The organism is Cupriavidus sp. D384, from assembly GCF_001652915.1.
Taxonomy (GTDB): Bacteria; Pseudomonadota; Gammaproteobacteria; order Burkholderiales; family Burkholderiaceae; genus Cupriavidus.
On sequence record NZ_BBQI01000132.1, the window covers coordinates 1 to 26,303 of the forward strand.

Genomic DNA, 26,303 nt, shown 5'->3' on the forward strand with positions numbered 1-26,303 from the left:
CTTCTTGGTATCGATATGCAGCAGGTCGCCCGGTGCGGCATGTTCATAGCGCATCACGGGCTCACGAGGCTGCAGATCGGCGAGCCTGGACAGGCCAGCGCGCGCGAGCACCCGGCTGACCGTGGATTCGGACACGCCAACGCTGCGGGCAATTTGCCGCTGAAGCATCCGGCGCTGGCGCAACTCCACGATCAACGGGGCCTTGGATGAATCAATGGCCCGGGGCGAACGTACCGGCCGGGACGAGGCGTCGCCCAGCGCCGGCACGCCACCGGCCAGATAGCGGCCCAGCCACTTACGAGCCGTTGGTGCTGTCACGCCATGACTCGCGGCGGCTTCAGGCACGCTCAGGCCATGTTCGGTGATGTCTTGAACCATCTCCAGTCGACGGGCAAAGGTGAGTCGGGCATTCTTATGGGTGTTCATCCGGCTGAGCTCCTGGAAGTCTGGGTGTTTGGCGACTTCCAGTTTTCCAGACTCAGATCGGATGAACCACGGATACAACATATTGAAGCTTCACAACTAGTCGCTCACCCGGCGCTTTATTCGGGGATGACGGTGGCCTTTCCTAATATTCGGCGACCCCGATCTTCGCTTGTCACGACTCCGGCCGCTTCGATGCATCGATGCTTTGCTCTCGACCTCGTTCATCGCGGCTGACAAATCCAAACTCCCACCAACATTATCGGCAGCGGTCCGCCTCAGCAGCACTCGCCTGCACCCTAGTTGAGTCGTTCGCGTCCGCGCGCCCCGGCGAATCCAGAAAGCCAGCCACTACCAGCGACGATCCGTGCAGCGCAGTCCCGTGGTGCACAGCACGCCCACCGAACCCCAAAATGCGCGCACGATCCTGACGCCATCGCCCGTTGATCGTGTCTTCTGGTCAGCCTCGCACATAGGATGTCCTTCGTGGTTGGCCAACACAACTTCCGACATCGCAGCAAGCCTCTTTCTAATAGAAACCCTTACAAATCAACTGGTTAGCGGGCTAAGCACGGAACTCCCAAAAAACGGGGTCCCTACGCAAAAACCCATGGATTTCATAACCCATTGATTTTATTGAGTTTCTACTAGAAACCGGCTCGCCTTGTATCTAGTCCACCGACAAAGCTGGACATCTGACCAACACCTCCTCAGCGCCAAAAGGCATCTCGCAAACATAGGCCCGCCGCAGTCAGCAAAAGCTAACGAAATAACACGAACGGGAATTCTCCTTCCCGTGACAGCACTTCCAGCCGATCGAACACGGTGATGCCGCCGACGTAGCCTTTCCCCACCTCAAGCTTGGACAAGCGATCGATGGCCGTGGCCGCAGCACAAGCTACGCGAGCGATGATCGTCGAATGATTAGCTGCCCCTTCTGCACGGCCATAGCGAAGCGCAGATTCACTGGGAACGACCCCCCCTGCCCCATGACGACCTGGGCATGTGCGTCAATCCGCCCCAAGCTTGTCCCGTCGCGTTTTACGACGGTCAATCCATGCGACTTAGCAAGGATCGAGCTCAGAAGGTTCTTCGCACTTTGCGCTTCAGCGGCGGCACGGATAGCACCTTCCTTGCCGGAAGCGATCGCAGCAAAGTCCAGGTCCTTTCCGGCAAGCGACCGAATGTAGGCGTATGCCTCGCGGCTCGATAGCGTCGACAGGCGTCCTCGGAATGCCGTGGCGATGTCCTCCAGTCGCTTGCCATGGCGTTTGGCGATACCCATGAGCGAAAACACCGCACGGGCAGTCAATCCGAGCTTGAGCAACCAGATCAGCGGAAGCGGGACCTTGGAAGCCGAGTCAATATCTCTGGACGGCTCGCTTGCGAATGAATTCTGTAAAGACTTCCGTTCGTTGGTATGTTCCTTATATTGGCCGTCTTCCACTGTGAGAGACGGTTCCTTGTGGATAACTTTTCGACGCGAATCTTCTTTTGATGACCTCCCGACCAGACCGAGAAGAATTTGTGCCTTCTCTGTAAGTCGAACGGGAGAGACGTGGAACCGTCCGGAACGCGCAATGCGAATCTGCTCACGGACAACGTAGCCATGCCGTTGCAAATCAGCCAGGCCGCGATAGAGAGACGACTCACTGTTGAGCAGGGATTCGGCACGCAGCAGATCGCGGCGCGGCCAGATGGAGGACGAAGGGCGAGACAAGTTGAAGAATCGCAGAATGCCAAAAAGGACCCGACGGGCGGTAGTCCCGAGGTCCAGGCAATTAAGCGGATCGAACACGGCAGCTCGGGCTTCGATGAGCGCGAGTGGCAGGGGAGAAGGGCGAGCGACAGCCTCGCCCGGCGCGTAGCGTTGCGCAATAGTCATATTGACTCCGATTTTTTAAGGACGAACGCCCTCCGGAGCTTGACTAGGCATAATCTCTCGCTACACTGAACACTCGTTGTGGCTCGTGTTCACGGTTCCCGCCGTAGATACGTGTAGGTTGAGCTTTGATCTATCAAACTCCACCAAATCGAGTTTCGGATTCCCGTCCGAATCTCAGCAGAGGCCTGGGTTCCCGCCCAGGCCTTTGTCTTTGTGGTGAGGGATGTGTCAAAAGCGTGCTTTAGTTCATTCGCTTCACTCTCTCATGTGTTTTAAAAGGCAGATATCCTGCTTTTTAGTGGTTCGTTCCTGCGTTGGCCTCGATGAACTCGCGCACCCGCTTTTCCCAGGCTTGTGCGTCTTCCGCCTTCTTGAACTTGAGCGTGACCGTCCCATTCCGCGTCGTCACGGCACACAGTTCACGCGTTCCCACCTTGATTCGATGCGTTTCCGCAGCCGCCGGCGCAGCAGTTTTTTGCCGCACGCGCGCATGGAGGAGGGCGATAGCTTGCTTCTGCGTGACCTTCTCATCGCTCAGTAGCTTCTCCACGACCTCCGTGACCGCGGCTTCCTGATCCGGGTGTTCACCCAAAAACGTTGCCATCTCGTAAGCGGCGTTCACGCCCAGGCGACCGCGATCGCTTGCCGCTTCCAGCGCGGCGATGGCGGATCCGGGTAAACGCGCGTACGAGAACAGCTTGCTCAGGTGCCCAGCCGAAATGCCCGCGGCCGCCGCAATGTCCTGTTGCGACTGCCCTGTGCGGTCGACGTGCTTCTGGAACCCCAGATACTTCTCGAAGTCGGGCAGCGACGGGGAAAGCAGATTCGAATAGAACGCAGCTTCCTCGATCTGCTCGACGTCCGCCAGATCGGCGAACACCGCCGGGATCGCGTCCCGGCCGAGCTCCCTGAAGACGTAAAACCGGTTGTGACCGGCTACGAGTTCCTTCTTGCCATCCCCACGCACGACGAGCGTGATCGGGTGAACCAGTTTGTTATTACGCAGGTTCTCCCGTAGCTCAGCGTACTGTTCAGGCGTGAGCTTGCGCCGACGTCCGGGGACTTCGGCAATCTCGTCGAGCGCGACTTCGACGGCCTTGCCGACGTTCGCTTCGAGCTCGGCAACCCGGCGTTCGGCCGCCGCCACGGCAGACTGCGCGGCAAGCATGCGGCCGGGCGATGTCTTCGGCTCGTTGGCGTCGGGCTTAGGCGGACTGGTTTTGACTGCGATGTTGGCGGTCTTCGCCAACAACTTGTCGCCGATTCTCATACTTCTTTCCTTTCTGTCCACGCCCTGACGAACTGGTCGTCGACATGCAGGGCGAGCTTGTCCAGCGGATCGCGGAAACGCTGATACGCTTCGACACTGCCGTCGGGCTTGGAGAGGTCATAGACGGTCGCCAGCTGTGCCGAAGCGCCCTTGGGGACCGATGACTCGGGAATTTCGATGCTCAGTACACGATTGCCGTAGGCCTTGACCATCCACTCGCGCACGACCCGCGACACCGCATCCTGCTTCACCTTGGTGAGCACGATGTTGATGAAGTCATAGCGCTTGGACTCGAGTACGCCAGGCAGCTTCTTCGCGATATCCGAGAAGAGGTGCCAGAACTGCGTCGAGCTGGCAAAGTCCAGCCCGTCAGGCGGGCAGGGCATCAGAATGCCATCCGAGGCAATCAGCGCATTGATCGTGATGTAGCTCAGCGCAGGCGGCGTGTCGATGACGATCACGTCGTACTGCTCGGACAGCGGCACCAGACCCTTGCGCAGGATGTCCCAGAACTCGAAGCCCGACTCGGACAGCACCTTCGACGGAATCTCGAACTCCGCGTCGAACAGTGCCGACGAGGCCGGGATCAGATCCAGATTGTGCCAATAGGTCGTCTGGACGGCATAGTCCAGCGTCGTCTGGTCACCATAGATCAGCGGCAGCAGCGTCTGCTCTTCGGCAATCTCGGCATCCGGAGCCCAGCCGCAAAGCTGGGTTGTCGTACCCTGCGGATCGCAGTCGACAATCAAAACCCGCCGGCCGAGCAGGGTGAGGGCCTGCGCCAGGCAGACCGCGGTCGTGGTCTTCGCCACACCGCCCTTGAAATTACCAACTGTGACGATGCGCCCGCGCTGGCCCTCCGGCCGCTTGGCGCGACCGTTGGCGTGTTGTACCCACGCGATGGCGTCTTCCAGGCTAAACACCTTGGCCCGGCCGTTGCCTTGCGAGGTGCCCGCTGGCAAGCCGCCTTTGGTGGCAAGATAGTGGAAGCGCGCCTTGTCCACACCGCACAGCGAGGCGATCTGGCTACTGGTAAACGTCGGAGGGATCTTGCGGGGGTAGGGCTCCAGCATGGCATCCCGAATCTGCCCAAAGACGTCATTAGCCTGCGCAGCAACGGCCGCCAGCCCGTCGATTGACAGGCCGTGGTCGTCTGAAAAGTCTGGGCGCGGGAGTTCTGCCTTGAGTAAGCTCGTGCGTGCCATAAAAGTTGTAAATCCGTTGGAAAGGTCCCGAAGCGCTCGACTGACGCCGAACCGAAAACTTAGACGCTTTCCGTCAATTAAATGGTTGGCCGTAGAATAGCGACCGTATACGTAAACCGCAAGAAGTTTACGTCACACCGATGCGTATACGCGTCATTACCGCGTCATTTCTGTGTCAGCCGGCGTTGATTTTCCATTGCAGGGCCCGTGGCAGTTCTCCATTTAACCCCTGAACTCGTCGTTGTTCGGTGAACTGGGTTGGGTGCGTATTTCCCATCCGCATTTGGCAAACGCCAATCGCATTTCAAGAAGGCGTGACGCGGACCAGGTGCTCCGGGTCCCAGCCGCGCCTTTCGCAGACGCCTCTGTATTGCGCGCAGATCACGAATCAGCTGAAGGTGAACGAGGCCTTGATCCCCGGAGGAACAGAGCGGAAGCTTCCAGCAATGTAAAGCGTCTTAGGATAAGTGGAGACTCACATCCAAACGATACGAAGTGGCAAGTGCGAACCGCCGCAGCGACGAAACGCTGGACCCTAATTGCGGACACGCGAGGCGTCACGCCCCAATTCTGTTCACCTTTATCCGAGAAGCTGACTTTGCCGTCCCTTGTGCCGTCCCCTGTGCCGTCCCATTCGAATCGAAAATGCCCTTCACCTTTGCAACTGGGGATTTGTAGGGGCCACGGCAAAACGATGTTGAGCTGAAGGTGAATCGTATTGGGGAAACTCGACCGGTATTAGCAATGGGTGAACACATTTAGGGAATTGACCGTCACCCTTTCCATAAAGGTGAAGACAATTGGGGAATGGCGATCGCAAATGTCAGGTGAAGGGATTTGGGGATAGACAAGATAGGACGCCGCCAGGACCGCAGGCACACCAGTGGATGCGCTAACCATCGTCACTGCACGATTAGGTGACACTATTTGGGGAATCCAAAAAGGTGAACGAATTAGGGGACGCTCCACTGGTAAGGACCACGGGATTCGAATTTGGACACCCAACCCACTTCGTGCTTCCTACCTATGTGTGCACCGACTTACAGCTGACAGAGCAGATCCATCATCGCCAATGACCCGCTCAAGGTGAACGGATTTGGGGTGCCAGACGGCCGACTCGTGGCTGGGAGAGATCGACAATGGAATATCGCGCACTTCAGAGACACCGTTCCTCAAAATCGTTCACCTTTTCCAGCGCTTACCCCACCGCCGCTCCCGTATTTGCCGGGCATGCCGCGCGTGTCGCCAGGTGTGTCACACCATAGGTGAACAGTTTTGGGGGCCGCACCGTCTTTCTGGACAGCAATTCGTGACGCGAACGCGCTTCATGTTGATAGGTGAACGCAAGCCGTCTAACATTTCACCCATCCAAAAATCGCAGGTAAAGTCGATGGCACACGCGAAGGCACCCAAGGGCAGCCAGATCACCCTGTTTCAGCAGCCGGAGGCGGCCGAGCCCTTCAAGAAGGCGGTTCAGGCCATCCACGTTTCACCGGTGGGCGGCTCGCTTACGCTGCAACAACGACGCCTGTTCAACGCGCTCATCAAGAATGCGATCGAACACCGCTTCGGGGAGGCCGGGACGGTTGAGACGTTCCAGATCTCGATCCCCGAGATGATGGCCAACCTCGCGCTTACCACCAAGGACACCACCTATATCAAGGAGACGGCCAAGTCGCTGATGCGTACGGTTGTCGACTGGGACCAACTTGACAGCGACGGGACAGCGACCTGGACGGGCTCAACCCTGCTGGCGGGGGCGCGGATTACGGGCTCCTTGCTGTCCTACTCCTTTGCTCCGCAGATTCGCGAAGAACTGTTGAACCCCGAGCGCTACGCGATGATCGATATGCGGATCGCGAAGCTGTTCCGTCGGGCCCATTCGCTCGCGCTCTGGGAAAACACGGTGCGTTACGAACGCGCAGGGATCACGGCGCGCATACCGCTGACCGTCTTCCGCAATCTGATCCTTGGGCGCGAGGAGAGCGAGACCAAGTACAAGGAATACAAGATCTTCAAGCGCGCGGTGCTCAACCCCTGTATCGCGGAGATCTGCGATGTGTCGGATCACGAAGTCGAACTCATCGAGCACAAGGTGGGTCGCTCCGTTACCGAACTGCAGTTCAGGATCACCCGTAAGGCGTCCGCCAGCGGCGATGTGCCGGGCGACGCGTCTGCCGGAGCCGGTGAGGCCGATATCAGCGAACTGATCCAGGCGATCGTCGATCTGGGCCTGCCGGCAAGCGAGGCCAGCAGGCTGGCCAAAGCCCATGCCCCTGCGATCCTGTTCGAGGCGATCGCCCACGTCCGCGCGCGCGTGTCCGCAAGCGATGTCCCAGTGATCGAAAACGTGAGCGCGCATTTTCGCAAGATCCTGACCGACATGGTCGCGCGCGGCACCGACAGTGGCACCAGCAGCGGCGCCGATGGCAACTTGGCCAGCGCCGGGGAGGGCGGGGCGGCGGAAGAGGAACCGGCGGTCGTGCCGCCCGTGCCGGCGAAGTCCGCGCAAGAGGCGATGGAGCGCTATATCGCCGCGCGACTGCCCAGCGCACACGGGTATTTTGTCAGCCTGGCCGCCGATGAGCAGATATCGCTGATCGAGCGATACAACGAACAGTGCGTGCTTGCGGACCAGAAACTCGCCACCCACAAGCGGGCCACCAAGGTCGCCCAGACACGCTTCTACCAATGGCTCGCCGACCAGACCTGGGGCGTGCCCACCGCTGACGATGTGCTTTCGTTTGTCCTGACAGGCAAGGTGGCAGCCTGACTCGCCGCTGCCGGGAAACCGGCTGCGCAGTCTTCGCAATATTTTTCCTCGTTCGCCTCCACTTTGCTGGCACGTGATGAACACGGGAACTTCCACCCCGCATCGCCCGAGCAGATCCTCACCGCGGCCCGACAGGTGATCGACGAGATGATCCCGCGCGGACGTGTGTTCGTGGCGGCGACACAGGTCAAGGACTACGTCCGCACGTAGCTCGCCGGCCGCGAACACGAGGTCTATTCCGTCATCTTCCTCGACGCGCTGCTCGTGGCTTTCGTAGTCGGAATTCCGATGTTCTTCGAAGTCGGGCTGGTTGTGATGTTGCCGTTGATCTTCAGTGTTGCGCGCAAACTCGAGGGCAAGGGCCGTTTCAAGGGATCGGCCTATGTCTATGTAGGCGTTCCGGTCATCTCTGCGCTGGCCGCGATGCATGGCATGGTGCCGCCCCACCCGGGGCCGCTGACGGCGATCGCCAGTCTGAAAACGTCTGTGGGTCCGACGATGCTGTACGGCTTTCTTGCGGCGATTCCAGCCATGATTCTTGGCGGTCCACTTTATGGTGCCTTCATGTCTCCCCGCATGACCACCCGGCCCGATCAGGCCCTGCTGGACCAGTTCACTCTCACGGAGAAAACCGCTGGTGACCGGCAGCCCGGCGCCGGGATCGGCGTGCTGGCAGCATTGCTGCCAGCGATCCTGATGCTCGGGCATGCCATTGCGGAGACGGTGCTGCCCAAGGGGAGTGCCGCGCTGCACGTGGCAAGTTTCCTCGGCAATCCGTTGATCGCCATGTTGTTGGGCGTGCTGTTCGCGATCGTGGCACTCGTGTCGTCCCGCGGCGGCGACCCCGAGAAACTGCGCGGTGCGCTGGGCAACAGTCTCAAGCCCATTGCCTCGATCATCATGATCATCGCGGGCGGCGGCGCATTTCAGCAGATGCTCACCAGCGCCAAGGTGGGCGATGCCATCGTGCATCTGACTCAGCAGCTCGCGTTTCCGCCGCTGATCCTGGGCTGGCTGATCGCGATGCTGCTATCGGTCTCGACGGGGTCGGCGACCGTGGGCATCGTCGGTGCTGCCGGCTTGCTTGCGCCGCTGGCCGGCAGCGATCCGAGCCTCAACCTGCCGTTGCTGGCATTGTCGATCGGTTGCGGATCGCTGTTCTTCAACTACGCCAATCACGCGGACTTCTGGATGGTCAAGGAATCGTTCGGCATGACCATGAGTGAAGCGACAAAGACGATTTCGGTGGTCCAATCGATCGTTGCGGTCGTCGGACTGCTCATGGTGCTGATCTTCAATGCGGCGATTCCCATGCATTGAGGAACAGGCAGGCGGATGAGGCTGCTTTGCGTGATCTTCCGCGAAGTGGATGTTAAGACAACGAGAGGATTCAATGAGGCGCGACGAGTTCGATCCGTCTTGCAGATCCTTGAACAGGCCTGCACGGTTGTACTGCCGTGCAATGGCCTCTTCACGGTATCGACCCGTCCTCCCGGGCTCGTGGCCTCCCCGGCCTCGTGCGATGCCGTACGGTGATCAATCGTCGAGACCGCAGCGATATTGCGCGGAACTGTTAAGGAGGAGTGAGACCATCATGTGCCGATCGCGGCTTTGATATCCGGTTCGGGTCGAGGAGAATTTCGGGTGGCGATCCAATAGAGCAGGCAACTCGATGCCGCGGCGACTGTGCCCACGATGGCGAGCGCCGTGGCCAGTCCATGCTGCGGATCGGCCAACCGCTCATTGATCCAGCCCACCGCGAACGGACCAACGCCTCCGCTGATGGCATTGGTGAGAAACACGAGCATCGCGATGGCCCGGCCGCGCATCCGATTGGGAATGGCAATCTGCAGCGGCACGGGCGCAAGCGCCATGACGACGCTCGCGGCGAAGGCGCAAACGCCGTACATAAGCAGGGCCAGCATCGCCGTAGGGGCGAGCGGCGCGAGGCAAGCCGCCGGAACGAGTGCAGTGGCAGCGCATGCGGCGATACGTAGCACCTTGCGCAACGCCCCGAGATCCGTGACCTTTCCGACGAGTAGCGTGGCGGCTATCACGCCTGCCATTCCTCCGAGCATGTACATGGGTCCAGCAAGTTTGCCTACCTCGCTGGCACTCAGCCCGAATCGGCGGATGACCATCGTTGGAAACCACGCCGCGTGTGAGTAGAACAGCAGGATCAGCGCCACATACCCGAAGAAATAGGGCAGGCAGAAGCGGTTGCGCACGAACAGTTCCTTCAGAACCTCGCGCAACGGCGGGGCGTCGCAGGTTCCCGCTGCATCAAGGACGCCCTGCCGCCTGGGCTCTCTGATGGTCAGCGCCACCAGCGCAGCGAGTCCGATGCCGGGAAGCCCCACGGTAAAGAACACCATCTGCCAGGGGCGGAGGTCATGCGCGGACAGCCATGCGGCCATTGCAGGCTGCTCCATCCACCCGAGCAGCGCACCCCCGCCAAGCAGCGCGACGCCGCCTCCCGCATACGGGCCCAGCATGAACGCGCCGCTGGCCCGCGCAACTTTCCGGGGCGGGAAGAGATCGCTGAAGATCGACAACGCTGCGGGACTCAGAGCGGCCTCGGCGATCGCCGTTCCCGCGCGCCACATCAGCAGCTCCCAAAACGTCGTGGCGGTACCGCACATCGCGGTCGAGATGGCCCAGATGGCTACGCATGCAGCACTGAGCAAGACGCGATTGGACCGGTCCACGAGCCGCGCCACGAAGACGCCCGCGGTCGCGTAGCACATCGTAAAGGTGATGCCTTGAAGCAGACCGATCTGCGTGTCACTCAGCGACAGCGATGCCTTGAGCGGCTGAACCAGAATGCTGACCACCTGGCGGTCGATATAGGAGAATGCAAAGCACAGGAAAAACATCCCAACAATGTACGCATGGGAGAACGCGCTATGCGATGCGTCGGGAGAAGGGTATCGGTTGTTCGGCATGGAGCTGGCAGGGGTATTGGTAACGGGAGCCGGTGGGACGTGACCGCGGGCGACGTGCATCGCGGCCTGCTACTGCTATTGCCACTGCGTTTCTCCCGCCAGCAACGCGATGCAGTCGCCAGGTTCCACGCGCGCGAACGTCCGTGCGCAGACCACCATGCCATCGCCCGCGAAATGCAGTTCGCGCGGCGCCTCCCATGGTGCGTGCGGATCGAAAAGTCGACCCGCCAGTTGGCCCGCCGCCACGGTATCGCCCCGTCGGAAGCAAGGCTCGAACACGCCATGCCGGGGGGCAAAGAGATAGTGGCGGGCGCCGTCGACCCGAAGCAGGGTGGTTGGGGGCGCGATCTCTGCGCGCGGGTCGTCGCGCGTGAGCCCTGCCGCCTGAAGGAAGCGGCGCAACCCGTCCTCGACGATCTTCACGCCATCGACGTTGCAAGCCGCGCCGCCGCCAAACTCGCCACACAGGAACAGCGTGCCATGGCGCTCCGCCGCGGCACCGTAGGTCCGGTCTTCACCTAGCAAATCCATGACCATCGTGTGCGGCGCGGCGAACGCGTCCACAAGCCGGATGTATTCCGCATGCCGTCCTGCATTTCCGGGAAGCGCCGCGAGCAAGGTCGGCATGTGGTCGAACGATGCGCCGCCTGCGTGCAGGTCGAACACGATGTCCGCACGCGGAAAGAGCTCCGTATCGACATAGTGCGCAATCATTGCCGTCAGCGATCCATTGCGATCGCCAGGAAACATGCGATTCAGATTGCCCCGGTCGATCGGTGAGGTCCGCGAGCCGTTGAGGAACGCGGGGAAGTTCAACGCAGGAATGACGATCAGGCGCCCCTCTATGCGCATCGCAGGCATGCGTTGCAGCAGCTTCATCAACGCCACCGGCCCTTCGTACTCGTCGCCATGATTGCCTCCCGTCAGCAGGATCGTGGGGCCTTCGCCGCGCTTGAGCACGGCGACGGGCGTGGGAATATGTCCGTAGGCCGAGCGATCGTGCGAATACGGAATGCGCAAGGTGCCCGTCTGGAAGCCCTCGCGGTCATAGTCGATGTCCGTAGAGATCAACGATTTCTGTGAAGCTGCACGGGTCTCGGGGAAGTTTTGGTTAGGCAAGTGATGTCTCCTGGAAGCCGGGAACGAACATGCACAAACTATTGACTATTTGATGAGGCCGGACAATTGCCGTTGATTGCGGCTGCCGATGCTTAGGAGGCATCGCCTCGCCTATCTTCCAGGCAGACAAGGTAGTACGACTTTGGCGACACGTAAGCGATCGTAGACAGGCGGATCAATCGTCCAGCGCGGATATCCCCAGACGGGCGGGGCGTGACGGTATCATCGCCGGACGATCGCTTTGTTCGGAAACCTTTGTTGGGAAACGTCATGGAACTCAGGCACCTTCGCTATTTCAGCGCCGTTGCGGAACTGCGCAGTGTGCGCGCCGCTTCGGAACAGCTCCATGTCACCCAGCCCGCGATATCGCGGCAGATCCAGGATCTCGAGGAGTCGATAGGCGCAGCGCTGTTCGAGCGCACCCCGCGCGGCCTGAAGCTGACGCCGGCGGGGCAGGCATACCTGGAGGAAACACGTCAGATCCTGGCGCACGTCGATGCAGCCAACCGCCTTGCGCGCAGGATTGCGGAAGGCGTGCAGGGCCATCTGCGTATCGGGTTCGTGGAGAACGCGGCCTGGAGTGGCGTCGTCTCGGAAGCGCTGCACGCCTTCGAACAAGCTGCGCCGCATATCGCCCTCGAACTCATGCCGATGAATACGCCGGAACAGCTGGACGCCATTTCCACCGATCGGCTCGACGGAGGCTTTTGCTATCGCTTCGGTACGCTGCCAGAAGGTATCGCCAGCGTTCGCATTCTCGAACAGAACGTCGTGCTGGCCGTGCCAACGACGTGGCCGCTTGCGGACCTTGCCTCCGTCGCTGCAGCCGACTTGGGCGGGAAACCGTTTATTGCCTTTCCGCGGCATGTCTATCCCGCTTACTACGATCACCTGCTTTCCGCGTGCGCGGCGGCCAGCCTCACGCTCGATATCCGCCAGGAGGCCACGACGGAAACGGCGATTCTATCGCTCGTGTCGGCGGGCATGGGTGCCGCCATCGTCAATGCGGCAAATCGCGACCGTCCGCCAACGCGCGTGCGCTTTGTCGCATTGCGTGATCTATCGGTGCCGTTGCCGCTCGAATTCTGCTTTGCGGCTGCAGAACAGAATCCCGCGCTGAAGCGCTTCGCGGCGCAATTCGGCTAGCCTGGAAGGCATGACCGTCCTACCTGAAAGGCATTGGTAGCGACCGGCGTCTTGCGCGATACTAAACGCATGTCATTTGTCAGGACGTCGCAGGCGTCCGTATGTCCATGAAGACTTTCCCACACACCCACCAAGTGGGAGCGGCAAAGATTACTCGCATCGACGAAACCAGCTTTGCGCTGGCACCCGAGCAGCTCTTTCCTGCATGGACCGAGGCGCATGGGCTTGCGTTGCGAGAGCGCTTTGCAACAGATAGCCTTGACCTGACCAATCGACGCGTACCGCTCAAGACTCACTTGTGGCTCGTCGAGATAGAAGGGCACACGATTGTCGTTGATACTGGCATTGGGAATGGCAAGTCGCGCCCGTTCAGCGCGTTGTTCGACCGCCTCGACAATCCGGTGCTTGCGCGTCTCGAAGCCGCGGGTTTTCGCACTGAACAAGTGGATTACGTGCTGCTGACCCACTTGCACGTCGATCACGTCGGTTGGAACACGGTTAACCGGGGCGGAAGCTGGATGCCGCTGTTCGACCATGCCACCTACGTGTTCGGCGAACGGGAGCGAGACTTCTTTGCGTCACCGGAAGGTGCGGGCCGACGCATGGTGTTCGAGGACAGCGTCAAGCCTGTTATGGAGGCGGGGCAGGCGCGCGTCGTGCCGGATGAGGGGGCGGAGATTCTCGATGGCATCAGGTTTATCCCGACGTTTGGACATAGCGTCGGGCATATGGCCATCGAGATCCGCTCTCGCGGAGAAACGGCGCTTTTCACGGGCGACGTCATGCACAGCGCGCTGCAAGTCCATCACCCGGAATGGAATTCGGTCTTCTGCCAGTTGCCGGAGCAGGCCCGCGCCTCCCGTCTTGCCATGCTCGATTACGCCGCAAGGACGGAGGCGACGGTCTTTTCCGCGCATTTTGCCGAGACTTCGGCAGGAACCGTCAAGCGCGCTAGCACTGGATTCGAGTGGTCCTACGCTAATCAGAATCTTGAGTGATACGCTGGCAAGCTTCAACAAACAGTCGGTAGGCCCGGTCGCAGTCGTCCGGCGCATATCGAGCCTGTCTCCTTGGCTCCCTACCACGCGTACTTCATTCCCACGCGCAGTGCGTACTGGTAGTAGCTCTGCGCGCCCCAGGCGCCTGACACGTTGGACCACGCCGTCCAGCGTTTGCCCATATCTGCATTCACGCCGAGCTTCACCTCGTAGCGGTTGCTCGGATACATGCTGCCCAGCGGCAGGTCGTTGAACGAGATGCTGCTGGAAACGCTGGTGTGCCACCAGTTGAGCGTCAGGTACGGCTGGATCTTGCGATTGTCCGCGCGAAGGAAAGTGCGATGAAAGCGTGCGCCAAGCCGGGTAATCCAGCCATGCGAGTTGGCGCCGCTGACGTTGGTGCCATTGGGCTCGGTGATGTCGGATTCGTTGTAGCCCACGTAGATCAACTGGCCCTGCGGCTCGATGACCCAGTCGTTGCGCAGCGGTACCGCATAGCCGGTCTCGCCAGACGCGGCCCAGCCCTGCGCGTTGTAGCGCACCGAGGGCAGGTACTGGCCGTCGACATGGTTGGTGAACCAGCCGTACTGCAACCAGGTGTCGACATAGGCACCGAGTTTTCTCTCATCGTTCTGGTACCAGGTGGCATAGCCACCCACGCTCCAGCCCTCGACGGTACCCTTCGCGCTGAACGGATTGCCTTGCGCGTTGGCATTGGTGTTGGCGTAGCCGTAGCTGCCCATCAGGCCGAGGTGGCCGCGATCCGCGCCGTTGCCGAAGACCTTCCACTTGGCCAGTTCGGCACCGCCGTGCAGCAGGAACGAGTTGGTGCTGGCCTTGAAGATGCCATTCGCGCTCTTGCTGCCCTGCCAGTTGCCCACCGCGCGCAGCCATCCCGAACGGGGCTTGTCCTGATCGGGAATGAAGCCCTGGTCCTCGACGTACTGCGGCTCGCCGAGGCGGTCATGCAGACTGTGCACGAACATCTCGCCGACCAGGCGCTGGTTGGCGAGGTAGGCGGCGATTTCCGGGCGATACAGCGGGTTGGGCGGGTCCGGTGGCGTCGGCGGAACCGGGCCCGCCTCCGAACGCAGATACCACGCATCGGCGTTGGTGCCATCGGTGCTGCCGCGGAACAGGCGGTATTCGTAGGCACCTGCCACGGCGCGTCCGTCGAGCGCGAACGCGCTGGCGGCAGTGGTGCCGCCGTTCGTGGCATTCACCACCTGGATGCCGTTGGCGGTGGTCAGCGCGCCTGTACCACCGACGTTGGCGATACGCAGGGCTGTGGTGCCGGTGGCGGTGCCGCCGTTGACGACCACCTGGTCGCTGGCCGCGCCATCGCTCGCGAGCACGGTGTTCAGGCCGATGGTGCCGCTGCCGGTCAGCGCACTCTGCACGGTAAGTGTCTTGAAGGCGCCGGCCACGGGCGGCTGGAACTGGATCAGCGCGCCGCTCGCCATGCCCAGGTTGTTGAGCTGCGAACTGGCGGTCATGTTCCAGCGGCTGGTACCGTCGACGGTCAGACTGACCGGGTCGATCTTGCCGGTCAGTACGGAGCTGTTCTGAAGGTTGGCGGTCACGATGCTGGCGGCATCCGAAGCGATATCGCCGGTCGCGCTGACGCCGTTCATGACGAAGTTGACCCGGCTGCCGCTTGCGCCAGATGTCAGCGCATTGAGCAGCAGGCCGCTGCCGGTGCTGGTCTGGGCGCCGCCGGAAAGCGTGATGCTCGCGGACGTGCCCTCGACGTGGAACAGGTCGCCACCGGCGCTGATACTGCCGCCCTGCACGGTTACCGTGTTCGAAGCGGGGGCGGCGGGCGGGGTGGCTGGCACGGCTTGGGTCGCGCCGTCCGGCAACTCTGGCGGCAATGCCGTGATCAGGCCCGATTGTGCCGCGACGCTGATGCCATGTCCTGCGGCGGTCAGCGTGGTATTAGTGAGCGCTACCGCGCTGCTTCCGACGGCCAGTGCGCCGGCACCGGCATTGCTTGCAAGTGTGGCGCCTGTGACGTTGATAATCGACGCGCGCGCGGCGATGGCCGATGCATCGGTGCCAGCGGTGGTGACCGTGCCACCATTCAAGGTGATGATGCCCCCCTCGCGCGCCAGCAGTCCATGCGCCTGGGCGCCGGACGTATCAATGGTGCCCGTGATGCCGAGATTCAGCGTCGCCGGCGAGCGCAGACCGCCGGCATCTGCGCCGTACGCGCGCGCGCCTTGCGTCGATACCTTCAGCGTACCGGTGACGTCAACAGTGCCGCCCTGTCCGACATGTATGCCGATGGCGTCGTCGCTGGCCGTCGTGATGTCCATGTTGTTCAGCGATGCATTCGCACCGGTGATGACGTGCACCGCGTTGGAGCCATTGCCGGTCGTGGTGATCGTGACGCCGTTCGCGGTCAGTTGGTTTCCGGCCGGACCGCTGGTGTCCACGCGGTCCGCATACAGGCCGTATGAGTTGGCGCCGCTCACGGCGACGGTGCCGCCCGTCACGCTCATCGAGGCGCCTTGGCTGGCGGCCCCTCGTAGCTGGTCGCCGGTTACCGTGATATCCGTGTTGAGGGTGCTGACCGAGCCTTTGGTCAGCGCCAGCACTGCGATGGCTGGTTCAACGCCGGTGGGACTGGCCCGGGTTAGCGAAACAGTGCCGTCGGTCAGATTTGCCTGGCCTGAATCCGAAGCGACCACGGCGGAAGATGCGACGCTGGTAACGGCAACGTTGTTCAGCGTGATCGATGAACCAGCATTGCGCGCGAACACCGCGTAGGAGAGTGCGGGTTGCTGCGCCAGCAAGAATGTCGAGGCCAGGGTTCCGCCAGTCAGCGATGCAATGCCACCGCCATCGGCTGCGAGGGCGGAGGCGGCGGAGTTCGTCGTTGTCGCGGTTAGATTCTTTCCAGTGAGATTACCGTTAGTCGTGACATAGATCGCCGAGCCCGAGCGACCATTGCCGTTACTCGCAATGTTCAATCCGGTGCGCGCCGTGATGGTATCGACGAACAGACCCGCGGCCAGTGCGGTTTGGGATGTTCCCAGAGACAGCGTTTCGCCGGCCACTGCCGCTAGAAACAGGGTCCGCCTGAAGGCCCGGCGACGCAAATCACATCGGATTCTCATTTGATGGACTCCCCGCGAAGGTGCTTTCCGAACAGCGCAGCGAAAGGGCTGACGGCAGGGTACGACCACCCGTGATGATGGAGGAAGTGAATAATTTCAAAGGAAGATTTAGGGAATTCTATTTGCCGGGATCGCGCAATCGGATCATAGACTCTGACGAGTCAATTTTTGCTTGGGCGCGTTTTGGCTTGCCGCTACCAATGTTCAGCGCGAACATTTTGGTCGGTCGGACGACTCGGTAGAGGATGCGCTTATGCGAGATCGGTTTCCAAATCGCGACCGATATCCAGGGCCAAGTTCAATGCTGTGGCCAGGCGCCTCAATGAACACCCGCGCAAGACACTAGACCTCGATACACCGGCTGAACGACTCCATCAAGCTGTGGCGTTGACCGGGTGAATCCAGCCGGCGGTCAGATGGCCTGCTGACGGGTCAGCCGCGCGCGGCAATGGATGCACGCGTCGCGCACCATGAAGTTCACCAGCGTCGGCGAAACGCCAAGCTGCGACGCGATGTCCTTCTGCGCCATGCCCTGCACCCGGCACATCTCGAACGCACGCTGCGTGCGCTCGGGCAACTCCGCCAGCGCCCCGGCCAGTGCGCACAGCGCCTGCCGGCCAATCACGATCAGGTCAGGCGACATGGCCAGCGATGAGACATCCATGCCTTCGTCCTCGGGCGCCATCCATTTCTGCTCCAGCGTCTGGCGGCGGTAGGTGTCGATGGCCAGGTTGCGTACCGTCTGAAACAGGTAGCTCAGCCGGCAGCGGATGGCGCCATCGTCGGAGGTGTCGCGCAGCCGCAGGAAGGCGTCTTGCACCACGTCCTCGGCCAGGTCGCGCGAACCGACGATGCGCGCGGCGGCGCCTACCAGCGCGCGTCGGTTTTCCATGAACAACCCAAGCAGCGTCTCTCCGCCCACGGGCGGCGCCGGGCGGTTGGCAATTTCTGTTGCGGGAATCACGGGGGCGGCTCCATTGAGCATTACGGTGATGTAATGCGGAGCACGTACGTTAATGAGAATGCGAATGAGTGTCAATTAACTAAAAAGTAACCCTGTTGTTACTTGAGGTGCAATTTTTGTCACAGTTTCAGGATGTGAGAGGCATTAAATTTCACGATTCGCCGTTCGTCTTGTGCGCGCCGGAGGCAAGGGCGGCGGACTAAATATCCTCGCGGCCCGCTCGTCTTTATCCAGATGGACGTCCGAGACTTCGCCGCGATGCGGCTACCAAGGCAACTTGCCAGCCCGGTATCGCAGGTGGCACTTTGGCAACTCGATCTGAAGGATCCCGTTGTTAGCCTTCGGGCGGCGGCCAACTGCCTCAATGCCGCCGAGCGCGATCACGCCGCCGCGCTGCGCCGTCCGGCCGACCGGCTACGCTTCGTCGCCACGCGCAGCGCCTTGCGATGGCTGCTCGGACAGGCGCTCGATTGCGAGCTCGATTGCGCGCCCGATGCGCTGACGCTGGAAACCGGGCCGCATGGCAAGCCGATGCTGGCGATGCCCGGCGCGCCCGCGTTCAACGTGTCGCACGCGGGCGACCACGCCTGGATCGCGCTGACACAGGGCCGCACTGTTGGCGGAGAACAGGTGGGCGTCGATATCGAATGGATGGACCCGGCGCTGGACCGCGACACGCTGCGCGGCATGACCGATCACTGCCTGACGCCGCGCGAGCGCGCCTGGCTGGAATTGCTGCCGCCGCCAGCGTGGCGGCACGGGTTCTTCACGCTCTGGACTGCCAAGGAAGCGGTGCTGAAGGCGCTGGGCGTGGGCATTGCCGATTACCTCCAGCATGTGTCGGTGATGCCTGGCGCCGACGGCGCGGTGCGCCGCCACGTGGTACTGCCCGAGCCGGGCCAGGGCGCCGGGATGGCGCCCCATGAAGCGGCGTTGGCGAGGATCCAGCTATACGGGCTGCAGGCACCCGCTGGCTATGCGGCCGCAATGGCCTGGCTGCCGCCGGCCTGAACCGGTTGCGCGCCCCAGCCGCTCCCCGCGTGCAGCGCGTCGTGGATGGCGCCCGCGATTTCCTCGGCGCGCGCCGGCAGCACCGACAGCAGCGTATCGCTGAGGCCGTGGCTGCTCTGGCAGAAGCCTTGCAGATACACGGGCACGGCCAGTTCGGGCGCGGTCTGCACGCGGTAGTTGCGATCTACCGAGAAGTCGCCCAGGTAGTCCGCCAGCGGCGCCAGCAGCCGGCGATGGCTTTCGCGCTCGTAGCCGGTGGCCAGCACCACGGCATCGTAGCGGCGTGTCTCGCAATCGGCGGTGGCCGCCGTGCTCGGCGCCGTGCTGGCGATCGTCAGCTCCACGCCATACGCCCCCGCGTGGGCGGCCTGCACGGCCTTGCACGTCAGCAGGTTCACGCGGAACTGGCCGCTGACCTTCTGGCGGTACAGCATCGCGTAGATGCGCTCGATCAGGTCGGCGTCGATCACCGAGTAGTTGGTGTTCAGGTACTCGTCGATCAGGTGGTCGCGGCCGGCCTGCGTCTGCTCGAACACCACGTCGGTATAGGCCGGCGCAAAGATCTCGTTGACGAACGGGCTGTCGTCGGCCGGTTTCAACGCCGCGCCGCGCACCAGCCAGTCCACTTTGACCGACGGATAGTTGTCGTGCAGGTCGATGAACGCCTCGGCCGCGCTTTGCCCGGCGCCGATCACGGCAATGCGCATCGGCTTGCCGTCCGCGCACGGCTGCTTGAGGATCCAGTTCAGGTAGCCGCTGTGATGGCTGATGCGCGCATCGTCGCGCACGCTGGCAAACGCTTCCGGAACGCGCGGCGTGCCGCCCGTGGACAGCACCACCGAACGCGCCACGCGCACACGTTCGCGGCCCTGGGCATCCACCGAGACCACGCGCACGCGGTCGATCCGGCCGCCATCGGCCTTGCCATCGGGTTCGATGCGCTGCACGTTCTCGCCGTGGCTGCACTGGCTGGCGAAGTGGCTGGCCGTCCAGCGCAGGTAGTCGTTGTACTCCATGCGGCTCGGATAGAACGTGCGCAGGTTGATGAAGTCCACCAGGCGGCCGTGGCGATGCAGGTAGTTCACAAAGCTGTACGGGCTGGTGGGGTTGCGCATCGACACCAGGTCTTTCAGGAACGAGATCTGCATCTCGCTCTGCGACACCAGCGTATTGCCGTGCCACTGATAGTGCTGCTGCTTTTCCAGGAAGTGGGCGTCCAGCGGGCGGCCGGCGCCAGCCTGTTCCTGCAGCGCGATGGCCAGGGCCAGGTTGGACGGCCCGAAGCCGATGCCGATCAGGTCGTGGACGGCGGGAGAGATGTCGCGAAGCGTCATGGTTTCGGTCCTAAGCGGAAGTCGGAAGGAAAGAAGAGGCCCGTGCCCCTCCAGGGCAGGGATTCAGGCGCGCGGCGCGCTGGATTCCGAGGGCGCCGAAGGTGTCGGCGGTGCTGGCAAGAGCAGGTGTTCGCCGAAGAACCGCTCGCGCAGCAGCATCACCAGCATCGCGCGCTTGTGCGGGAAGTCGAATTCCTTGATCTTCGAAAAGCCGGCCTTGTCCAGGTTGGCGATCTGGCGCACGTGGTCGGCGCGCGGCTCGCCCACGATGCGCTGCGTGCGCGAATCGTCCAGAAACTGGAAGTGCTGGATGGCCGGGAACCACGCGGTCAGGAACGCCTTGCCGCGGAACGCTGGTTCGCCAATCAGCACGTGCCAGCCACGGTCGTGGTCCTGCGCGTCGTAGAACGGCGCGATGCGGTTTTCCTTGGCCCAGTAGACCTCGAAGTAGCCGAACGGCTCGTCGTCGAACGCGGCAATCAGCGGCAGCATGTGCGCATCGTCGATCAGCCCCTGCAGATACGCGCGATGCTTGGCCTCGTCGCCTTCCTCGTTCCAGAAGTAGGCCACGTCGGGGTCGTTCATCCAGCGGTGCAGCAGCGGCAGGTCGCGCTCCAGCTCGGCGGCACGCAGCGTCAGCGTCTTGCCAAGCCACGGGATGTGGCGCGCGTACACCACGCCGGCCGGCTTGGGCGGGCGCAGCGGATGGCGGCTGGCGCCGGTCATCGTGTACTGCAGCGGATAGGCACCGGCCGACGCCGTCATGTACAGCTCGGCACGCTGCCACAACTGGCCGGCATGCGCCACGTTGGCGCGCGTCAACACGCCAGCGTCCTGCAGGCGGCGCGTGGCGTCGCGCGATTCCACCTCCACGCGCAGCGCGTAGGGCGCACCGTGCGCGAACGCGGCATCCAGCGCGGCCATCGTGGCGTGCGCCAGTGCCTGGCTGTCGGCATCGCCATCCAGCAGGCGCAGCGTGGCGTCGTCGTACGCAAAGCGGGCCGGCTGGTGGCCGTCGCGCGTGACGGTCAGCACATTGCCCTCGAGGCGGCTTTCGCTGCGCAGCGCAGGCTGGGCGGCGAACGACAGGTGGCGTGAGAAAGGCGTGAGCTGAGTCGGCATATGGGTGTGTTCCTGGCAATGCGTTGTTGTTGTCGTGACGATGCAGGGCGCGCCGAATTTAGATGGCGGCAGCCAGTTGCTCTGGAGCTTCGTGGGCGTACATCGCACCGGCCAGCGCTCGCGCGATGTCCTCGTGCGCCTGCGCCGCTTCGGCCACGATGTTGCCCATGCGCAGGAACTCATGGACCATGCCCGCGTATTCGCGCACCGTCACCGGCACGCCGGCGTCCGCCAGCTTGCGCGCATAGGCGTGGCCTTCGTCGCACAGCGGATCGCACTCGGCCAGCACGATCCAGGCCGGCGCCACGCCCCGGTGATCGGCCGCGCGCAGCGGTGCGAAGCGCCAGTCGTGGCGGTCCTGCGCGTCGTGCAGGTACTGGCGGTAGAACCAGTCGATGGTCTCGGTATCGAGCAGATGGCCTTGCCCGTAGCGCCGATGCGACGGGCTGTCCGTGTCGCCGCCCAGCCCCGCGTAGCAGAGCACCTGCAGGCAGGGCTGCGGCAGGGTGGGATCATCGCGTGCCGCCAGCGCCAGCACGGCGCTGAGCGTGCCGCCGGCGCTGTCGCCGCCCACCGCGATACGTGTGGCGTCGAGGCCCAGCGCGGCGCCGTGCGTGCCAAGCCAGGCCAGCGCGTCGATGGCGTCGTGCACGGCGGTCGGAAACTTGTGCTCCGGGGCGAGCCGGTAGGCCACCGATACCACTGCGCAAGGCGTATGTGTGGCCAGCGCGCTGCACAACGAGGCGTGAGAGGCGAGGCTGCCCACCGTGAAGCCGCCGCTGTGAAAATGGAGCAGCACCGGCAGGGCGGGGTCATCCCCACGTGCACGCGGCGCGTACAGGCGCGCATCGATGTGCGAGCCATCGCGCGTGGCGATTTGCAGCGCTTCCACGCGGGCCAGCGCCTCGGGCGGCAGATCGAGCGCGGTGGACGCCTCGTCGAATTCGCGCCGCGCCTGCGTGGGCGTCAGTTCATGGATGACCGGGCGCTTGCCCGTGGCGGTGGCAATTTCCACCATGTCGAGCAGGGCTTCCAGGTCGGGATGCAGCGGCATTGGCGTGTCTCCGGTGTAGGTGGGTCAGGCGGCGGAGGCCACGGCCAGCGGCGATGGCGGGGTGGGCGTAGCGTGCGCAACGTGCGATGCCGAGTCGGACACGATCTGCCCGTTCTCGATCTTGATCATCCGGTCGGCCAGGTCGAAGTAGCGGTCGTCGTGCGAGATCACCAATACGGCCTTGCCCTGCGCGCGCAGTTCCGGCAGCACTTCGCGATAGAAGATGTCCTTGAACAGCGGGTCCTGGTCGGCGGCCCATTCGTCCAGGATCAGCACCGGGCGTCGCTCCAGGCAGGCCACGATCAGCGCCAGCCGCTTGCGCTGGCCTTGCGACAGCGCCTGCGTGGTGAAGCGTCCGTCGCGCACGGCCACCTTGTGGCCCAACTGGAAGCGCTGGATCAGGTGATTGGCCAGCGCCTCGTCCTGCGGGTCGTGGGCCAGCAGCGTGTCGAACAGGTGGAAGTCCGAGAACACCGCGGAGAACAGGGCGCGGTAGTCGGCCAGGTGCGCCGCATCGGCCGCCTTGCCGTTGTGCAGCAGGTGACCGGCCAGCGGCGGATAGAGCCCGGCGATCAGCTTGGCCAGCGTGGTCTTGCCGCTGCCGTTGCCACCCACCAGGAACACGATCTCGCCCGCGTGCAGCGTCAGGTCGACCGGACCGAGCGCGAAAAAGCTGTTCTCGGCCTCGTGGAAGTAGCGGTGGCTGGCACCGTCCAGCGCCACCGACGCAAATGGCGTGCTGACCGTGGCGCGGGGCGGCGCCTCGGGGTCGGCATCGGCGCCCAGCGCCTCGATGCGAGCATAGGCCACGCGTCCCATGCTCAGTGCCGGCAGCGCATTGAGCAGCGACTCCAGCGGCGACATGATGTACAGGAACATGATCGTGAAGCCGGTCATCACCGCCGGGTCCAGCGGCGTGGCGCGCGGCAAGAACAGCACGCCGCCGATCACCGCGAAGAACAGGAAGCTGCCAAAGCCCAGCGCGACAAAAAAAATCGACAGGCCGCGCGTGCGTGCGCTGCGTACCGCTTCGAGCGTGGCGCCCAGGCTGTCACGCAGAAAGCTCTGCTGCTTGCCGTGGTTCAGTTTCAGTTCACGGGCACCGGACACCAGCGCCTTGAACTGCCCGTGCAGCGCGTCCTGCGCCGCGCCGGCTTGCTTCAGGTGCACCAGCGCGCGCCGGTGGTTCAGGTGGTAGACCCACGAGCCGATGCCCAGGATGGCGCACGCGATGCCGAACGTCGGCAGCGACAACCACGCCAGGTAGCCCAGGCAGCCGAGCACGACCATGGCGTTGGTCAGCACCACCGGAATCACGGACAGGCCATTGGCCACGTGCTGGCTGTCGTCCGCCAGCGCGGCCTGCACGCGTGCATTGCCGGTCTGCTCGATATGCGGATAGGGGGCGCCGATAAAGCGCTCGCAGATCTGTGCGCGAATACGGGCCAGTGCGCTCTGGCTCATGCGTACGAATAACGTGGACGCCAGCGTGCGGCAAGCCAGCACGGCAATGGCCAGCGCCGCGAACGGCAAGGCCAGCCGGGGCGCGTCGGCGCCTTGCGTGGCCAGTACGCGGTTGATCAGGGCGACCATGCTGACGGCACAAAGACCGGCGGCAAGGCTGGCCGCGGCGGCCAGCACGATGGTCATGCGCAGTTTGCGCGGCAGGGAGGCGATTAGCGACATGCGGACGAGGGGTGAGGGCGGATCCTGTCCTGAAAGACGCGTGGCCTCGGCGGAAAGTTAATTTCCTGCGGCCCTGGCTCGTCATACGTGGTGGGCCAGTCGTGCCGCCGGAAGCCTGGGCGCGCCACTGGCACCGATCCCCGATTTCGCCCGGCAATCCACCTGCATGCTCGACTTCCTTGCCCCATTCTTCACCGGCCCGCTGCGCCCCTTCGGCGAACGCCTGCACGCCGGCGGGGCGCTGACCATGCAAGCGGCATGGCCCGCCGAGGCACTGGCCCGCTGCGCGCAGACGATGGCTTGCGACGACCCCCGTGCGCTGGCGGCGGCCTGGTTCCGGGACTACACGAAGGCGGTGTTGCCGGGCGCGCTGGTCGCCGCCGCTGTATTCCGGCGCCGGCTGCCATTCGAAGGTGCCGGCATCGAGATCGGCGATGACGGCCGACTGGCCGCGCTACGCCTGGCCGATGTGGGGGTGAGTACGGAAGAGAGCCTGCCGGCGCTGTTGTCGCCGCTGATGGATGCGCACCTGCCGCTGTTGGTGGATGCGCTGGCGGTGGCGAGCCGCGCATCGCCGCGGCTGCTGTGGTGTACGGGCGGCGTCTCCGCGCACGGCATCGCTCGCCAACTCGCCGCGCATCCGGCGCTTGGCGCCAAACGCCGTGCGGAATTGCTGGCGTGGATCGGAAACGGCAAATCGGCCGATGGCTACCAGAACCCGCTGCATGGCGCGTTCCGGCCCAGTACGGAACCGGGGACGCCCGGCGTGGCGCCGCTGCGGCGTGTCTGCTGCCTTGGCTATCGCCTGCCCAACGAAGGGCATTGCGGCACGTGTCCGCGCGTGGCGGCTATCGCTGCGCGCCGCGAGCGCGCCACTGACGCCACAGCCACCACGCTGTAACGCCCACGGGCACACCCAGCCCGACCCAGCACAGCGCGTCCCAGGCGCCATCGCCAAAAATGCCGGCGGCCAGGCCGCCCAGCGACAGCACGCCCAGCAGCACGGGCATCGGCCAGGTATCGTCGATCAGCTTCATGCCTGGTCTCCGGACAGTTGCGGTGGCAGCGTCGAGCCGGCGTCCTCGCGGCTGCGGCGCGGGCGCTTGAGCCAGAAGATAAAGCCCGTCACCGTGGCACCGGCCGTGATGAGGGTCAGCAGCGCCCACAGGACCTGTAGCGGACGGCCCGCGTAATCGCCAAAGTGGAACGGTGCCGACAGCAGTAGCACTTGCAGATACCACGGCATGCCACGCACGGCGGCCACGCTGCCGTCTCCGGCATCCACCAGCACGATCGCGTAGACGCGCTTCTGCAGCTCGGTATGGCCACGCAGCACCACGCCATAGTGGCGGCCCGTGGAGAACTCGGTATTCGGATAGAACACAAAGGCCGCGTCCTTGCCGGGCACGGCTTCGTTGGCGGCGGCCAGCGCGCGGTCCACTGGCACCAGCGACGGCGGCGTCGGCCCAGGCAGCGTGGCAATCAGGTGCTGCAGTTCGGTCTTCTGCCAGACGCCGATGATCAGCGGCGAGAACGACAGGAAAGTGCCGGTCAGGCCCACCACCAGCGCCCATACCATCACGACGATGCCGAACAGGTTATGCAGGTCGGCCTGCACGATGCGCACCGGCTTGCCAAAACGCACCAGCCCGAAGGCCAGCTTGCGCATGAACGGCGCGTACACCACCAGGCCGCTGATCAGGCTCAGCGTGAACAGCACGCCGATGAAGCCAATGAAGAACTGGCCCGGCAACCCCAGGAACAGGTTCAGGTGCAGCTTGAGGATGAATCCGCTGAAGGTCTCGCCCGGCGGCCCCGGCTTGCGCGTGGCGCCCGTGGCGGCATCGAACTGCGTGGTGGTGCCGTTGCGCAGCTTAGGCTCGCCTGGCGGCCCCACGCGCACGCCCACGGCGTCGGCATCGTCATCGGCGAACGAGATCGACTTGGTGACCTGGCCCGGATGGGCAGCCTGCGCGGTATCGACCAGCGACTGCAGCGACGGACGCTGCGCCGGCACTGCCACAGTGCGCTCGGCGGCCACCTGGCCGTGATGCGCCTGGCCCAGCAGCGCGTCGATGTCCTCGTGGAAGATCAGCAGCAGGCCGGTCACACACAGCACCAGCAGGTTCAGCGTGCAGAGCAGGCTGGTCCATCGGTGAATCGCGTACCAGATGCGTAGCGTGGGGGCTTTCATGTTCTTCTCCTGCAAAGCAAAACGGCCCGCCCCGGATTGCGGGCGGGCCGTT

General features: G+C 63.4%; 19 protein-coding genes and 1 pseudogene. 6 read left to right on the forward strand and 14 right to left on the reverse strand.

Annotated elements, in window-relative coordinates:
• The 4 genes from A9J21_RS30160 to A9J21_RS30180 all read right to left on the reverse strand — a co-directional run.
• On the reverse strand, positions 1 to 426 hold a 426-nt coding region (locus A9J21_RS30160), incomplete at its 3' end, for a helix-turn-helix domain-containing protein (RefSeq protein WP_156546374.1).
• Positions 427 to 1,321: 895 nt separating this feature from the next.
• Positions 1,322 to 2,308: a hypothetical protein gene (locus A9J21_RS31845; RefSeq protein ID WP_156546377.1), complete on the reverse strand. Its 987-nt coding sequence runs from the start codon at positions 2,306 to 2,308 to the stop codon at positions 1,322 to 1,324.
• A 295-nt stretch (positions 2,309 to 2,603) separates the two neighbouring features.
• Entirely contained in the window at positions 2,604 to 3,578 is a 975-nt protein-coding gene (locus A9J21_RS30175; protein ID WP_066742867.1) for a ParB N-terminal domain-containing protein, read from the reverse strand.
• Positions 3,575 to 4,783, reverse strand: coding sequence for a ParA family protein (locus A9J21_RS30180; protein ID WP_066742870.1), 1,209 nt, complete (start codon positions 4,781 to 4,783; stop codon positions 3,575 to 3,577). The genes A9J21_RS30175 and A9J21_RS30180 overlap by 4 nt, the downstream gene beginning before the upstream one ends.
• A gap of 1,390 nt (positions 4,784 to 6,173) precedes the next feature.
• Between A9J21_RS30180 and A9J21_RS30185 the strand changes: the two genes are divergently transcribed.
• Both A9J21_RS30185 and A9J21_RS30190 read left to right on the forward strand, forming a co-directional pair.
• Positions 6,174 to 7,556, forward strand: coding sequence for a replication initiation protein (locus A9J21_RS30185; protein ID WP_066742872.1), 1,383 nt, complete (start codon positions 6,174 to 6,176; stop codon positions 7,554 to 7,556).
• A 261-nt stretch (positions 7,557 to 7,817) separates the two neighbouring features.
• Positions 7,818 to 8,876: pseudogene (locus tag A9J21_RS30190) on the forward strand (GntP family permease); the annotation flags it as partial.
• A gap of 272 nt (positions 8,877 to 9,148) precedes the next feature.
• Here A9J21_RS30190 and A9J21_RS30195 read toward each other — a convergent pair.
• Together A9J21_RS30195 and A9J21_RS30200 are read right to left on the reverse strand one after the other, a co-directional pair.
• The gene (locus tag A9J21_RS30195) at positions 9,149 to 10,501 is read right to left on the reverse strand and encodes an MFS transporter (protein ID WP_066742874.1); all 1,353 of its coding nucleotides are present in this window, start codon (positions 10,499 to 10,501) and stop codon (positions 9,149 to 9,151) included.
• Between the two features lie 75 nt (positions 10,502 to 10,576).
• The gene (locus A9J21_RS30200) at positions 10,577 to 11,620 is read right to left on the reverse strand and encodes a succinylglutamate desuccinylase/aspartoacylase family protein (protein WP_066742877.1); all 1,044 of its coding nucleotides are present in this window, start codon (positions 11,618 to 11,620) and stop codon (positions 10,577 to 10,579) included.
• Between the two features lie 270 nt (positions 11,621 to 11,890).
• Here A9J21_RS30200 and A9J21_RS30205 point away from each other — a divergent pair, with 270 nt between their 5' ends.
• Both A9J21_RS30205 and A9J21_RS30210 read left to right on the forward strand, forming a co-directional pair.
• Entirely contained in the window at positions 11,891 to 12,766 is an 876-nt protein-coding gene (locus A9J21_RS30205) for a LysR family transcriptional regulator (protein ID WP_066742880.1), read from the forward strand.
• Positions 12,767 to 12,873: 107 nt separating this feature from the next.
• A complete protein-coding gene (locus A9J21_RS30210; protein WP_156546393.1) occupies positions 12,874 to 13,764 on the forward strand; it encodes an MBL fold metallo-hydrolase in 891 nt (296 codons plus the stop codon).
• A gap of 80 nt (positions 13,765 to 13,844) precedes the next feature.
• Here the strand turns inward: A9J21_RS30210 and A9J21_RS30215 are convergent, their stop codons facing one another.
• Complete coding sequence (locus A9J21_RS30215) at positions 13,845 to 16,562, reverse strand: autotransporter outer membrane beta-barrel domain-containing protein (protein WP_066742886.1); 2,718 nt, start codon at positions 16,560 to 16,562, stop codon at positions 13,845 to 13,847.
• Positions 16,563 to 17,298: 736 nt separating this feature from the next.
• Positions 17,299 to 17,850: an RNA polymerase factor sigma-70 gene (locus A9J21_RS30220; RefSeq protein ID WP_066743095.1), complete on the reverse strand. Its 552-nt coding sequence runs from the start codon at positions 17,848 to 17,850 to the stop codon at positions 17,299 to 17,301.
• Positions 17,851 to 18,084: 234 nt separating this feature from the next.
• Between A9J21_RS30220 and A9J21_RS30225 the strand changes: the two genes are divergently transcribed.
• On the forward strand, positions 18,085 to 18,861 hold the full coding sequence (locus A9J21_RS30225) for a 4'-phosphopantetheinyl transferase superfamily protein (RefSeq protein WP_231907091.1): 777 nt from the start codon (positions 18,085 to 18,087) through the stop codon (positions 18,859 to 18,861).
• Here A9J21_RS30225 and A9J21_RS30230 read toward each other — a convergent pair.
• The 4 genes from A9J21_RS30230 to A9J21_RS30245 all read right to left on the reverse strand — a co-directional run bounded on the left by A9J21_RS30230 (position 18,825) and on the right by A9J21_RS30245 (position 24,021).
• Positions 18,825 to 20,195, reverse strand: a complete 1,371-nt coding sequence (locus A9J21_RS30230; protein ID WP_066742888.1) for a lysine N(6)-hydroxylase/L-ornithine N(5)-oxygenase family protein — start codon at positions 20,193 to 20,195, stop codon at positions 18,825 to 18,827. The two genes, A9J21_RS30225 and A9J21_RS30230, sit on opposite strands and share 37 nt — an antisense overlap.
• A 63-nt stretch (positions 20,196 to 20,258) precedes the next feature.
• On the reverse strand, positions 20,259 to 21,317 hold the full coding sequence (locus tag A9J21_RS30235) for a GNAT family N-acetyltransferase (protein WP_082926708.1): 1,059 nt from the start codon (positions 21,315 to 21,317) through the stop codon (positions 20,259 to 20,261).
• A 58-nt stretch (positions 21,318 to 21,375) separates the two neighbouring features.
• Positions 21,376 to 22,371 (reverse strand): alpha/beta hydrolase, encoded by a 996-nt coding sequence (locus tag A9J21_RS30240; RefSeq protein ID WP_066742890.1) that lies wholly within the window; start codon positions 22,369 to 22,371, stop codon positions 21,376 to 21,378.
• A gap of 24 nt (positions 22,372 to 22,395) precedes the next feature.
• On the reverse strand, positions 22,396 to 24,021 hold the full coding sequence (locus tag A9J21_RS30245; protein WP_231907092.1) for a cyclic peptide export ABC transporter: 1,626 nt from the start codon (positions 24,019 to 24,021) through the stop codon (positions 22,396 to 22,398).
• A gap of 202 nt (positions 24,022 to 24,223) precedes the next feature.
• Between A9J21_RS30245 and fhuF the strand changes: the two genes are divergently transcribed.
• On the forward strand, positions 24,224 to 24,958 hold the full coding sequence (fhuF, locus tag A9J21_RS30250; protein ID WP_066742896.1) for a siderophore-iron reductase FhuF: 735 nt from the start codon (positions 24,224 to 24,226) through the stop codon (positions 24,956 to 24,958).
• Here fhuF and A9J21_RS30255 read toward each other — a convergent pair.
• Both A9J21_RS30255 and A9J21_RS30260 read right to left on the reverse strand, forming a co-directional pair.
• Positions 24,906 to 25,094, reverse strand: coding sequence for a hypothetical protein (locus A9J21_RS30255; protein ID WP_066742899.1), 189 nt, complete (start codon positions 25,092 to 25,094; stop codon positions 24,906 to 24,908). The genes fhuF and A9J21_RS30255 overlap by 53 nt on opposite strands.
• Positions 25,091 to 26,251, reverse strand: a complete 1,161-nt coding sequence (locus A9J21_RS30260; RefSeq protein WP_066742902.1) for a PepSY domain-containing protein — start codon at positions 26,249 to 26,251, stop codon at positions 25,091 to 25,093. The genes A9J21_RS30255 and A9J21_RS30260 overlap by 4 nt, the downstream gene beginning before the upstream one ends.
• Between the last annotated feature and the right edge of the window lie 52 nt (positions 26,252 to 26,303).